The sequence below is a fragment of the Siccirubricoccus soli genome (assembly GCF_024178315.1).
In the GTDB taxonomy this organism is placed as follows: Bacteria; Pseudomonadota; Alphaproteobacteria; order Acetobacterales; family Acetobacteraceae; genus Siccirubricoccus; species Siccirubricoccus soli.
Genome location: NZ_JAMZIK010000230.1, coordinates 1 through 12838 on the forward strand (window position 1 = coordinate 1; position 12838 = coordinate 12838).

The 12838-nt window shown below is 71.3% G+C and carries 10 protein-coding genes and 2 rRNA genes; 8 read left to right on the top strand and 4 right to left on the bottom strand.

The window, feature by feature from the left end; translation table 11 throughout:
* The 4 genes from NJ376_RS27045 to NJ376_RS27060 all read left to right on the top strand — a co-directional run.
* Nucleotides 1-180: ribosomal RNA gene (locus NJ376_RS27045) — 23S ribosomal RNA — on the top strand; the annotation flags it as partial.
* 126 nt (nucleotides 181-306) lie between these two features.
* A 5S ribosomal RNA gene (rrf, locus tag NJ376_RS27050) occupies nucleotides 307-421 on the top strand.
* 267 nt (nucleotides 422-688) lie between these two features.
* Nucleotides 689-1687, top strand: coding sequence for a Bug family tripartite tricarboxylate transporter substrate binding protein (locus NJ376_RS27055; protein ID WP_252956470.1), 999 nt, complete (start codon nucleotides 689-691; stop codon nucleotides 1685-1687).
* A gap of 536 nt (nucleotides 1688-2223) precedes the next feature.
* Nucleotides 2224-5088, top strand: a complete 2865-nt coding sequence (locus NJ376_RS27060) for a bifunctional diguanylate cyclase/phosphodiesterase (protein ID WP_252956471.1) — start codon at nucleotides 2224-2226, stop codon at nucleotides 5086-5088.
* Between the two features lie 26 nt (nucleotides 5089-5114).
* Here NJ376_RS27060 and vapC read toward each other — a convergent pair whose 3' ends face one another.
* Both vapC and vapB read right to left on the bottom strand, forming a co-directional pair.
* Nucleotides 5115-5522 (bottom strand): type II toxin-antitoxin system tRNA(fMet)-specific endonuclease VapC, encoded by a 408-nt coding sequence (gene vapC, locus NJ376_RS27065; RefSeq protein ID WP_252956472.1) that lies wholly within the window; start codon nucleotides 5520-5522, stop codon nucleotides 5115-5117.
* On the bottom strand, nucleotides 5522-5743 hold the full coding sequence (gene vapB / locus NJ376_RS27070; RefSeq protein ID WP_252956473.1) for a type II toxin-antitoxin system VapB family antitoxin: 222 nt from the start codon (nucleotides 5741-5743) through the stop codon (nucleotides 5522-5524). The genes vapC and vapB overlap by 1 nt, the downstream gene beginning before the upstream one ends.
* Nucleotides 5744-6108: 365 nt before the next feature.
* On the opposite strand from vapB, the gene NJ376_RS27075 reads away from it, so the two are divergent.
* Nucleotides 6109-7068 (top strand): replication protein RepA, encoded by a 960-nt coding sequence (locus NJ376_RS27075; protein ID WP_252956474.1) that lies wholly within the window; start codon nucleotides 6109-6111, stop codon nucleotides 7066-7068.
* 219 nt (nucleotides 7069-7287) lie between these two features.
* Here NJ376_RS27075 and repB read toward each other — a convergent pair whose 3' ends face one another.
* Both repB and repA read right to left on the bottom strand, forming a co-directional pair.
* A complete protein-coding gene (gene repB / locus NJ376_RS27080) occupies nucleotides 7288-8301 on the bottom strand; it encodes a plasmid partitioning protein RepB (protein ID WP_252956475.1) in 1014 nt (337 codons plus the stop codon).
* Nucleotides 8298-9509 carry a plasmid partitioning protein RepA gene (gene repA / locus NJ376_RS27085; protein WP_252956476.1) on the bottom strand — a complete coding sequence of 404 codons (1212 nt, stop codon included), beginning with the start codon at nucleotides 9507-9509 and terminating at the stop codon, nucleotides 8298-8300. Before repA ends, repB begins: the two co-directional genes overlap by 4 nt.
* Nucleotides 9510-9863: 354 nt before the next feature.
* Between repA and NJ376_RS27090 the strand changes: the two genes are divergently transcribed.
* The 3 genes from NJ376_RS27090 to NJ376_RS27100 all read left to right on the top strand — a co-directional run.
* Nucleotides 9864-11486, top strand: a complete 1623-nt coding sequence (locus tag NJ376_RS27090; RefSeq protein WP_252956477.1) for a methyl-accepting chemotaxis protein — start codon at nucleotides 9864-9866, stop codon at nucleotides 11484-11486.
* 30 nt (nucleotides 11487-11516) lie between these two features.
* Complete coding sequence (locus NJ376_RS27095; RefSeq protein WP_252956478.1) at nucleotides 11517-11966, top strand: chemotaxis protein CheW; 450 nt, start codon at nucleotides 11517-11519, stop codon at nucleotides 11964-11966.
* The coding region (locus NJ376_RS27100; RefSeq protein ID WP_252956479.1) for a CheR family methyltransferase at nucleotides 11963-12838 on the top strand (876 nt) is incomplete at its 3' end. The genes NJ376_RS27095 and NJ376_RS27100, both read left to right, overlap by 4 nt.

Below are 12838 nucleotides of genomic sequence, written 5' to 3' on the forward strand. Positions count from 1 at the left end.
GGCACAGCTGGGTAGCCAAGTGCGGACGGGATAACTGCTGAAGGCATCTAAGCAGGAAACCCCCCTCAAAACGAGGTCTCCCTCGAGGGCCGTGATAGACCATCACGTCGATAGGCCGCAGGTGGAAGTGCAGCAATGCACGCAGCCAAGCGGTCCTAATCGCCCGATAGAGCTCAGATCCATCATCACTGCAGCGCCACCCGCAAGGGTGGCACCGCATGCAGCACCAAGCCGCGCACACACGCATACTTCCAGAACCGCACAACCAATCCCGGATGTTCTTTCCATCAGGATCCGGCCAGGTGGCCCGGTGGTCATCGCGAGGATGACACACCCGATCCCATCCCGAACTCGGCCGTGAAACACCTCAGCGCCCATGGTACTGCTGCTCAAGCAGCGGGAGAGTCGGTCGCCGCCGGGCCACCTCGCCGGATCCTGATTGAATACTGCCCTGCCGGGTGACGGTCCGCTCGCCGGACCCGCCGCCCGCAAGCCGGAGACCTCCTCCGAAGCCCCCGATGGCCACAGCCTCGGGGGCTTTGTCGTTTTCGGCGCCTGCGGCCGTTCCACGCTCTCCCGCGGCCCGGCCCCGCTTGGTTGGCCTCACCGCAAGGTGAGGCCAGAGGCTCCGTCACAAGAAGCACACTCCGCCGACCGGCCGCCAGAGCCGGAACGACAGGAGGCTTCCATGTCACGTTCGAAGGGCCCCGCCCGGCGCATGCCGCGGCGGCCGTTCCTGCTGGGCGGTGCCGTCCTCGCCATGGCTGCGGCGCGGCCCGTCCGCGCGGCCCGCTACCCGGAGCAGACGGTCCGCTACATCAACCTCTTCCCGCCCGGCGCCGCCACCGATCTTCTCTCCCGCGCCTATTGCGGCACCGTCAGCGCGCTGGCGGGCCAGCAATTCGTCGTCGAGAACCGCTCGGGCGCCGGCGGCACGGTCGGCCAGGCGGCGATCGCCCAGGCGCCGCCGGATGGCTACACGCTCGGCCTCGGCAGCATCGCCTCGCTGGCCATCGCCCCGTCGATCTACCCCAGCCTGCCCTACGATCCCGCCCGCGATTTCACCTATGTCGCCGGCATCTGGCAGGTGCCAAACCTGCTCTTCTGCAACCCCCGCCTGCCGGTGCGCTCGCTGCAGGAGATGGTGGTGCTGGTGAAGGCCAATCCGGGCAAGTACCTCTATGGTTCGGGCGGCTCCGGGACCAGCCCGCACCTGACCATGGAATGGCTGAAGCAGGTGGCGCGGCTCGAGATGGCGCATGTGCCCTATCGCGGCGGCGCGCCGATGCTGCTCGACCTCATCGCCGGGCGCGTCCACTTCGCCTTCGACAACCTGGCCAGCCTGCTGGCGCCGGTGCAGCAGGGGCAGATCCGCCCGCTGGCCATCACCAGCAAGGAGCGCAGCCCGCTGCTGCCCGAGGTGCCGACGACGAACAGCGTCTATCCACAGCTCGAGATCACCTCCTGGGGCGGGCTGGTCGGCCCGGCCCGCATCCCGCCGCCGATTGTCGGGCGCTTGGCGGAGTTGACCCATGCGGCCCTGCAGGATGCCGGGTTGCACCGCGTCTTCCGCGAGCAGGGCGCCACGCCCTGGTGGCTGCCGCCGGAGGACTTCGCCACCTTCCAGCAGCAGCAGCAGCGTTTCTTCGCCGGGCTGGTGGCGCAGGTGGGCGCCATCGCGAATTAGATCGGTCGTGGTTTCATGCCGGCCGCGTGCGATGCCGACCGAGGTCGGTCCACGGGCACGCGGCCGGTAGGTCCTTCAGCCCGGCGCGTAGCCGCCGCACCAACCCTGCGGGCGATGCCGCCCGGGCAGAGGGGGCGCGGATGCTGCCGCACCGCCGGCGAATGGCTGGAACAGCCGCACGGAGCAGGGTCCAGTGCGGCCAGACCGCGGGGGGGGCAGCGGCCGCTCGCGCCACTCGGGCAGGCCGGGCCAAGCGGCCTGCCGCCAAGCCGGCTGCCACGACGAAGGATGGCACCAGGGGAGGCCCCGGCGCGGCAGCGCCGGCCCCAAATCGTAGGGCGATGACCCATAGCGATCCGGGGAGGAACTGACCGACCGGAGAGCAGAAAGACAGGCTAGGTTGGAACCTCCCATGCATTACGAGGCGTAAATTTGCCGGGCATGCTAAATCTGGAGCTGAACCGAGACGCCATGCGGCGGGTTGGGTTGCGCGTGTGCCTTGCCTCCATCTCCGGCCATGACCGGGACCCCGGCAGATGATGCGGGTGTATTCCTGCCTGACCACCCAGCATCATCCGGAACTCCTCCTGCTCGTGGCGGCGCTCTGCCTGTTCGCCTGCCTCACCTCGCTCATGCTGGCGCAACGGGGGCGGGCGGCGGCGCCGGAGCGGCGGATCCGCTGGCTGCTGCCGGCGGGCCTGGTCACCGGCATCAGCATCTGGGTGGTGCATTTCGCCGCCATGCTGGTCTACCGGCCGGACGTCGAGATCCTCTTCGACGTGCGGATGGCGGTCCTGTCCATCCTCCTGGCCTGCGGCGTCGCCACAGGGGGCTGGCTGGCGGCGTTCCGCGGCGCGGTCGAGCGGCCGGTGGCGGGTGGCCTGCTCATCGGCGCCGCGCTGGCGCTCGCTCATTTCTGCGACATAGCAGCGCTGCGCGTGGCCGGCGACGTCTCCTACGATGCCGATCTCATGGTCGCCTCGATTGTCGCCGGCTTGGTGCTCTGCGCCGTCGCCGTGCGCCTGCTCGCGGCACGCTCCGATATCCAGCCCCCGCTGGGGCCGGCCTTCGTCTTCGCCTGCGGGATCCTTGTCCTGCATTTCGTGGCGATATCGGGCGTCTCCATCATGCCCACGGATGCGGATCCGACGGAGGGCCTGGCGCTCGAGATGAGCGGGATTCCCGCCCTCGTCATCGCCTCGGCCATCCTGGTGCTCTCGATCGGGCTCGGGATCGGCTATCACGACCGCCGCATCGCGGAACTCACCGGCCGGGATGCCGAGCGGCTGAAGGAGCTGGTCGCCGCGCTGCAGCGGAGCGAGGAGCACCACCGCTACTCCGTGGCGCTCAACCCGCAGATCCCCTGGCTCGCCGAGCCCGATGGCACCATCTCGGAAGGCAGCCCGCGCTGGGCCGAGGTGGTCGGCGTCCCCGTCGCGGAGGCGCTTGGGGAAGGCTGGGTGCAATCGGTGCATCCGGAGGACCGGGCGGCGGCCGCCGGCACCTGGCGGCAGGTGGTCGCCGCCAGGGGCGTCCTGCCGCTCGATATCCGCTACCGCCTGAAGCAGCGCGACGGCAGCTATCGCTGGGTCCGCGCGCGGGCCCAGGCGCGGCGGGACGCGCATGGCGCCGTCGTCAAATGGTACGGCACGCTGGAGGACATCCACGAAAAGGTCCTGGCCGAGACCGCGCTGCGCGCCAGCGAGGAGCGCTACCGCCTGGCCTCCCGCGCCACCAAGGACATCATCTGGGACTGGTCGCACGAAACCGACCAGGTCCAGTGGGGCGACGCGATCGAGACGGTGCTGGGCTATCCGGAGGCGAAGTCTGGCACCTCCTTGCAGTGGTGGGTGGAGCTGCTCCACCCGGAGGACCGCGACCGGCTTGTGGCGCAGGTGAAAGAGGTGCTGGAGGGCACGGGCACAAGCTGGCTCGCCGAGTACCGCATCCGCGCCGCCGACGGCACCTGGCTGCACATGCTCTCCCGCGGCCAGATGATCCGCGCCGCGGAGGGGCGGCCGGTACGTACAGTCGGCGCCCTGCTCGACATCACCACCATCAAGCGGGTGGAGGAGGATCTCCGCCGGGCGGCGCATCACGACCCCCTGACCGGCCTGCCGAACCGCGCCCTGTTCGCCGAAAGGCTGGAGGCCGCCTTCACCGAGGCCGGGGCGGCGGGGCGCTGCGTCGGCCTGATCACCCTCGACGTGGACGGCTTCAAGGCGATGAATGACGGCCTGGGCCATGCGGCCGGCGATGCCGTGCTGCGGGCGGTGGGCGAGCGGCTCTGCCGCAACGCGCCCCCCGGCGCCACGGTGGCGCGGCTCGGCGGCGACGAATTCGCCGTGATCCTCCCCGGGCTGCAGCCGGAGGATGCCCGCATCGAGACGGTGGAGCGGATCCTGGAGGGGGTCGGCGCGCCCCTCGCGCTCCATGGCCGCAGCGTGGCGCCGAGCCTCAGCGCCGGCGCGGCGATGTGGCCACGGGACGGCACCGATGCGGAGGAGCTGCGGCGGAGCGCGGACCTCGCCCTCTACGCCGCCAAGGCCGCGGGCCCCGGCAGCATCCGCGGCTTCCGGCCGGCGATGCGCCAGGAGGCGGAGCGCCGCGCCACCATGCTGCGCGAGGCACGGCAGGCCCTGGCCGACGACCGCGTGGTGCCCCATTACCAGCCGAAGATCTGCCTGCGAACCGGCGCCCTGGTGGGGCTGGAGGCGCTGCTGCGGTGGCAGCATCGCGACCATGGCGTCATGCCGCCAGGCGCGGTCTCCGCCGCCTTCGAGGATGCCGAGCTGTCGGTCCAGCTCACCGACCGCATGCTGGAGCGGGTGCTCGCCGACCTCGTGCGCTGGCTCGACAAGGGCTTCGATCCCGGGCGGGTGGCGATCAACGGCGCGGCGGGCGACTTCGCCAGGGGCGATTTCGCCGAGCGCATCCTCAGCCGGCTCCACGCCGCGGGCATCGATCCGTCGCGGCTCGAGCTCGAGGTGACGGAGACGGTGTTCCTCGGCCGGCTGGCGCTGCCGGTGGAGCGCGCGCTGCAGACCCTCTCGGCGGCGGGCGTCACCATCGCGCTCGACGATTTCGGGACGGGCCATGCCTCCCTCACCCATCTGCGGCAGCTGCCGGTGCACACCATCAAGATCGACCGGACCTTCGTCGCGCGCATGCCCTCCGAGCCGAGCGACGCCGCGATCGTCGCGGCGGTGATCGGCCTCGCGCGGCGCCTGGGCAAGACGACCGTCGCCGAGGGGGTGGAGACGGAGCTGCAGGCGAGGCTGCTCGCCGAGCAGGGCTGCGACATCGGGCAGGGCTACCTGTTCGGCCGCGCGGTGGAGGCTGCCTGCATCGAGCAGGCCGCAGGCGCCCGCCCCTTCCGGCGGGCCGGCGGCCTCGCCTGAGGCGCGGGGATACCGCCCCGCCGGCATCAGGTCGGGGCCAGCCAATCCTCCGAGCGCAGCCCCTCGACCCGGCGGAACTCGCCGAGATTGCCGGTGATCACCACCAGGCCCTGGCTGCGGGCATGGCCGGCGATCAGGATGTCGTAGGGCCCGATGAGCTGCCCGCGCCGCTCCAGCTCGGCATGGATCTCCCCGGCATGGGCGGCGGCGGCCTCGTCGAAGGCGAGGACTGCGAGCCGCGCCGCCAGCCCCTCCACCGCCCGCCGGTTCTCGGCCGGGCGGGCGGAGCGGGCGGCGCCGTGCAGCAGCTCGGCCAGGGTGATGGTCGAGATGCAGAGCGTCTCCGCCTCCGCGTTGAAGCGCGGCCGCAGCCCCTGCGGCCGGTCCCGCAGCAGGCGGATGCAGAGATTGGTGTCCAGCATGTGCCGGAGCATCAGAAGGCTTCGCGGCGCTGATGCTCCGGCTGGGCCCGCTCGCCGAGGTCGATGCCGGGCGCGGCGAAGAAATCGTCCCACAGCGCGGTGGCGGGGACGATGACGCGCCGGGCGCCGTCGCGGAGGATCGCCACCTCCCGCACGCCGGGCGGGAAGGCGACATCCTTCGGCAGGCGCACGGCCTGGGAGCGGTTGCTCTGGAACAGGGTGGTGCGGGTCATGGCCACGGTCTTGGATATGCCTTACGTATATCCTCTCCGGCTGCCGCCGACAAGGGCGGCGGCGTGGACTTTGGTGAGGCGACGGGCCCCCAGGGGCCCCCGCCGCAGTGGCGCCCTGGACCGGCAGCCCGTTGCGCCTCCGAGTCGCGTGGAGTCTGGTGAGGCCCGTCCACCGCCGCGGCGGGGATTCCGGTGAGGAAGGCGTGGATTTTGGTGAGGCCGGCTCACGACGGAACAAGGGCTTGGCTGGGTTATCCCGTGGATTCTGGTGATCAATTACTAATAGTAGAAACAAATATCTTCCCTAGTAGTTGTCTCACCGAAGTCCACGGCGACCGGAGGCCTTGGACGTGGCAGAAGGGCGCATGACGGGGTCCGTGCTGGACCGGACGGAGCCGGTGATGGGGACGGTACACGACCTGCTGGAGACCAAGGGCAAGCAGGCTGCCCTGCAGGCCGGGCTGGGCCGCGACCTGGTGGAAGCCGCCGCCGCCTATATGGGCGATGAGGATGGCGCGCTCAGCTTCGTCTACAGCGGCTGGGCGCAATGCGCGCTGCCGCATCGCCGCCTGCCGGACGACCAGGCCTGGGAAATCGCCGCCGAGCGGGTGCGGCTGGTGGTGGAGCCGGGGCGCCGGCCGCGGCACGGCGATGGCCCGCTGGAATTCCTCGGCGTGCCCTTCGGCAGCCATGCCCGGCTGATCCTCCTCTACCTGCAGACGGAAGCGCTGCGCACCGGCTCGCGCGAGGTGGAGCTGGGGCGCAGCCTGCGGGACTGGATGGGCCGCATCGGCGTCAGCGTCGGCGGCCGCACCGGCATGCTGGTGAAGGACCAGGCGGAACGCATCTCCCGCTGCCGGCTGACCTTCCATCTCCAGGGCGGCAAGTCGGCCGGGCTGATCAACCAGTCCATCGTGGACCGCGCCCTGTTCATCGAGGATGAACAGGCCGGGCAGGGCCGCCTTTCGCTGGAGACGGCGAAGCTCTCCGAGGGCTTCTTCGAGCAGCTCCGGCGCCATCCGGTGCCGCTGGAAGAGGCGGCGATCCGCGCCCTCTCCAACAACCCGGCGGCGCTCGACACCTATCTCTGGCTGGCCTACCGGCTGCACGCCCTGGCGGGGCCGAAGCTGGTGCCCTGGCCAGCGCTGAAGGGACAGTTCGGCGCCGGCTACCGGGAGCTCTACCACTTCAAGAACAAGTGGACCGGGGCGCTGCAGATGGCGCTGGCCGTCTATCCCGCCGCGAAGGTGGAGGTCGTCGATGACGGGGTGGTGCTGAAGCCCTCCCGCCCACCGGTCCTGCCGAAGGTCGTCGCCATCCGCTGAAGCCCGGCCCGGAAAGCACCTGCTTTCCGAGTCGGATATCGCGCTCGGCGCTGGTGTGGCGGCTACGCGCCAGATTCGAGGACCTGCCGGCCCGCGCCCAGGGACCGATATCGGTCAGCATGTCGCGCGGCCGATGTGAGGGCGGGGCCAGCCCGCCTCACCAATGTCCACACCCTTGCGGGGGATGTACTCACCAGAGTCCCCGCTGCCGGTGTGCCGCTAGCCCTCGCCGCCGTCCCGCCGCGCCTCGAACTCCCCCACCAGCTCCACCAGCCGGCCGAGCAGGAAGGCGGCAAGCCCGGACGGGGCCGAGTTCAGGATGGTGAAGCGGGTCCCCTCCTCCAGCTCCTCGATATGGATGAAGGAAAGCCCCTGCGGCACCGCGGGCAGGGCCGGGGCAGCGGGCTCCGGCGCCACCTGCCGCAGCGCCGCGAGGACCAGGCCGAAGCGGGCATCGGAGGGGGCGGCGCGGAAATCCGGCTGCTCGGCCAAGCGGGCGGCCACCTCCAGCGCGCCCTGGGCGGAGACGGCCTCGGCCAGCGCCATCCAGCGCGGCCGGCCGGCCCGTGGCGCCGGTCCGATCGCCCGCACCAGCCAGCGCGGGATCGCCCGGGCGACGGCGAGGTAGCGGGTCATCTCCGCCGGATGGGCGGCAAGTGCCGCGTGCAGCGTCGCACGGTCGAACCCCTTCGCCTCCAACTCCGCCGCGAAGATCGCGCGCTCGATGAAGGAGAGGTTGCGCCGCTCCGCATTCTCCTTGCCCTGGGCGATGACCAGCTCGGCATCCGTCAGCGGCCGGATGATGGCCCGGACGGGGATGCCGAGCTCCGCCGCGGCGGCGAGACGCCGGTGTCCATAGGCCACCTGGTAGCGGCCGGCCGAGTCGGGATGCGGGCGGAGCAGGATCGGCACCTGCTGGCCGGCGGCGGCGATGCTCTCCACCAGGCGGCGGTATTCGGCATCGCTGGTGCGGGCGATGCGGTCCTCGGCGAAGGAGGGATCGACGCTGGCGGGGTCGATCTCGAGCACCGCCTGGCCGTTGCGCATCTCCTGCTCCAGTCGCTCGGCCCGGCGCGCCTCCTCCTGCAGCCGGGAGAGGTCGAGCCCCATGGCCCGCACCGCGCCGGAGGGGATGCGGCGGCCCACGGCCTCGGGGGTCGGCGACTCGGGCGGGGGGGCCTCGGCGGCGGGTCCCGCCGCCAGCAGGTCCTTCAGCAGCTGCTTGCGCTTCATGCGGGGCGCCCCCAGGCTTGGCGGATGAGGTCCGTGATCTCGGCATTCACCGCGTCCATCGCCTCCAGCGCCCGGGCGTAGCTGCCCCGCGCGCCGCCCTGGCGGCCGATCTCGTAGAGGGTCTGCTTGGTCAGCCCGGCATCGGAGACGGCGGTGGATTTCAGCATGGCATTGGTCAGCACCCGCTCCCCGAACAGGGTGCGGAGGAAGCCCACGATCTGGGTCTGCGGCCCGTCCTGCGGCTCGTAGCGGGTGACCAGGTAGCGCAGGAAGCGGTAGTCCAGCCGCCCGCCCGCGCTCCGCACCACCTCCAGCAGGTCCGAGGTCATGAAGAGGAACTGCCCCATGCTGGCGATGTCCAGCATCTGCGGGTGGATGGTGACGATGACGCCGGTGGCGGCGCAGAGCGCGCCGAGGGTGAGGAAGCCGAGCTGCGGCGGGCAGTCGATGACCACCACGTCATAGGCGGGGGCGATGCCGGCCAGCACCTCGGCGATCCGGGCGAAGAAGGGGCTTTCGCCGGAGCGCGTGCCGCGCGCCAGGATGCGCGGCGTGTCGTGCTCGAATTCCTGCAATTCGAGATTGGCCGGCACCAGGTCCAGCCGGTCGAAATAGGTGGGCCGGATGACCTCCCGCAGCGGCCGGCGCCGGTCATCGTAGCGCAGCGCGGCGTAGAGCGTGTCGTTCTCCCCGAGATCGGCCTCGGGCTGGATGCCGAACAGGGCGGAGAGGCTGGATTGCGGGTCGAGGTCGATGGCCAGCACGCGGTAGCCGCGCAGCGCCAGGTACTGGGCGAGGTGGGCGGCGGTGGTGGTCTTGCCGGAGCCGCCCTTGAAATTGGTGACGGCGAGGACCTGCAGCGGCTCTCCCGGCAGGCGCTGCGGCTCGTAGCTGCGGCGGTCGGAGGCGGAGAGGAAGCGGCGCAGCTCGTTGATCTGGGCGAGGGAGTAGGAGCGGCGGCCGCCGATGCCGGTCTCCGGCTGCGGCCCCTGGCCAGCGAGGGAGAGCTGGCGGAGATAGGCATCCGTCACGCCGATCAGCGCCGCCGCCTCGCCGCTGGAGAAGCGCCGGAGCGTCTTGACCGATTGCGGCGGGAACAGCCTGGCCCGGAGCGAGGCAAGCTGGCCGCTAAGGGTGAGCGCATCCTGGCGGATCAGCCCGTCGAGCTGGGCCGGCGCTACGGCCTCGGCCGGCACGGCTGGAGTCATCTACGGCTTTTCCCACTTATTACGGGGTAAATCCGTAGGCCCTCTGGACACTCTCTGGCAAGCGCCGAGTGGTAGCGTTGACAGCTGTCAAAAGCCCCTAGGGCGTTCCAGCCATGGCAGGGACGCCGTCCAGCCGGTACGGGGAACTCAACCTCCGGTGCCTGACTTGCGTTCCGGGCACTTGGCGCGTTCTCTAAAAAACCTTGAGGACAACCTACGATGGCAGGCCGATGACCCAGCCCCGCCTTGCGTCCAGTGACCCGGCCCGCTTCCGCCCTGCCACCGGCCAGCCTGGGGCCCTCGCGGCCGGGCTGTTCCACCTGCCCGCCCGGCCAGGATATGGAATCTCCTGGAATGCGTAACGTTCCGATCGCCCGCATCATCACCGGCTGCTTCGCTATCGTCCTGGCGGCGATGGTAGCCGCCGGCGGCATCGCCTACTGGCAAACCAGCGAGGTCAATCGCCAGGTCGGACTCGTCCGGGACGATGCGGCCGATCTCAACCTGGCAGCAGAGCTCAGCATCGACTGGGGGCAGCGCTACGCCCTGCTGCAATCGCATGTGCTGGCCACGGACGCCACGGCCATGCGGACCATTGAGGACCGGCTGCGGGCCAACCGCGACCTGCTTGCCCGCCTCGCCCGCCAGCAGCATGAAGGCGGCGGGGAGGATGTGGCCGGGCGCGCCTTCGACAAGGTGCGGGCGCTGGAGGATGCCTACCGCGCCGGGGAGGCCGAGGTGCTGCGGCTGAGCCAGGCCAACAGCAATGCCGAGGCGCGGGAGCTGCTGCAGCAGCGCATCAACCCGGTCTATGACCAGCTCCAGGCCGCGCTGCTCGAAGGCGTCACCCATAACCGACAACGGGTCGAGACAGCGACCGCGGAGATCGTCCAGGCCAGCCGCGCGACGCAGATCGGCGCGCTGTCCTCCATCGCTGGTGTGACGTTGCTCGCCCTCGCCGCCGGCTATTTCCTGCTGCGGGCCATCACCGTCCCGCTCGGCCGGCTGACCGCGGCGGCGGACCTGATCCGCGAGGGCGACCTCACCCGCCGGGTGGAGCTGGATCGCCAGGACGAATTCGGCGTCCTCGCCGCGGCCTTCAACCGCATGGTCACGGACCTGACGACGCTGATCGGGCAGATCCAGCGCGCCGGCATCCAGGTCAGCACCTCGGTCACCGAAACCGCCGCCACCGCCAAGCAGCAGCAGGCGACGGCCAGCGAGATCGCCGCCACCACCAGCGAGATCGGCGCCACCTCCCGCGAGATCTCGGCCACCTCCAAGGAGCTGGTGCGGACGATGGAGGAGGTCTCCGACGTCGCCGACCAGACGGCCACCCTGGCCGGAGAGGGCAAGTCGGGCCTCGCGCGCATGGAGGAGATGATGCGCCAGGTCGCCGCCGCCGCCGGCTCCATCAACGCCAAGCTCGGCGTGCTGAACGAGAAGGCGGGCAACATCAACCAGGTGGTCACCACCATCACCAAGGTGGCGGACCAGACCAACCTGCTCTCCCTCAACGCCGCCATCGAGGCGGAGAAGGCCGGCGAGTACGGTCGCGGCTTCAGCGTGGTGGCCACCGAGATCCGCCGCCTCGCGGACCAGACCGCGGTCGCCACCTACGACATCGAGCAGATGGTGAAGGACATCCAGTCGGCGGTCTCCGCCGGCGTCATGGGCATGGAGAAATTCTCCGAGGAGGTCCGCCGCGGCATGCAGGAGATCCAGCAGGTCGGCGGCCAGCTCGCGGTCATCATCGACCATGTCCAGGGCCTCGCCCCGCGCTTCGAGAGCGTGAGCGAGGGCATGCAAGCCCAGGCCACCGGGGCCGGGCAGATCAGCGACGCCCTGGCGCAGCTCGGTGAGGCCGTCAGCCAGACCGTGGAATCGCTGCAGCAATCGAGCCTGGCGATCGACGAGCTCAACCATGTCGCCACCGCGCTGCGCGGCAGCGTCTCCCGCTTCAGGTTGCAGGGGTAGGCGGACCCCATCGGGCTGGAAGGCCGCGCCATGCTGTTTCTGCTGTTCCACCTGGGCGAGGATCCCTGCGTCCTGGACGCCAACCGCATCAGCGAGATGCTGCCCTGCGTCCGGGTCCGCACCGCGCCCGGCGCGGCGCCGGGCGGCATCGGCGCCATCAACCTGCGCGGCGCGCCGGTGCCGGTCATCGACCCGGGCGAGCTGCTGCTCGGCCGCCCGGCGCCGCTGCTGCTCAGCACCCGCATCGCCCTGGTCCGGGATGCCGGGCCGGGCGCGCCGCCCCTGCTCGGGCTGGTGCTGGAGCGGGCGAGCGAGACGCTCCGCCTCGACCCCGCCGATTTCGTCTCCCCCGGCTTCGCCGGCGGCGGCCCCGGCCTCGGGCCGGTGCTGGCGCATGAGCGCGGGCTGATCCGCTGGATCGACCCCGGAGCGCTGTTCGCCCTGGCCGGCGGAGCGTCCCCGGCGGAGCTGCGAGGATGACCGAGGAGATCGAGAGCCTGCTGAAGGAGACGATGGGGCTCGACGCCGCGACCATCGGCAGCGCCGCCATCGCCCGCGCGGTGCGCGCGCGCCAGGCGGCCTGCGGGCTGGAGGACGCGGCCGCCTATGCGGCGCTGGCGCGCGAGTCCGCGGCGGAGCTGCAGGAGCTGATCGACGCGGTGGTGGTGCCGGAGACCTGGTTCTTCCGCGACCGCGGCGCCTTCAACGCCATGGTGCAGCTGCTGCGCGACGGCGCGCTGGAATGGAGTTTCGGCCGCAAGCTCCGCCTCCTCAGCCTGCCCTGCTCGACCGGGGAGGAACCCTATTCCATGGCCATGGCGCTGCTGGATGCGGGGTTCGCGCCGGACAGCTTCCTCATCGAGGCGGTCGATGTCAGCGCCCGCTCCATCGCCCTGGCGCAGCGCGCGGTCTATGGCCGCAACGCCTTCCGCGGCGCCGACCTCGCCTTCCGCGACCGGCATTTCGAGGCGGTGCCGGGCGGCTTCCGGCCGAGCGAGGCGGCCCGCCGCTCCGTCCGCTTCAGCCGCGGCAATGTCTTCGAGGCCGCCACCCTGCCGGGCAACGCCAGCCAGGACATCGTCTTCTGCCGCAACCTGCTGATCTATTTCGACCGGCCCACCCAGGAGGCCACGCTGCAGACACTGCACCGGCTGCTGCTGCCCGGTGGCTTCCTGTTCCTCGGCCCGTCGGAGACCGCGCTGCCCTCGCGCCGCGATTTCACCTGGGCGAAGCTCCCCATGGCCTTCGCCTTCCGCAAGGCGCCCCCCGGCGCGGTCCTGCCCCTGGCCCGGCCCGCCGCCCGGCCGGTGGCGGCGGCAGGGCGCGCGGCGGTCCCCGTGCCGCGGCCGGCC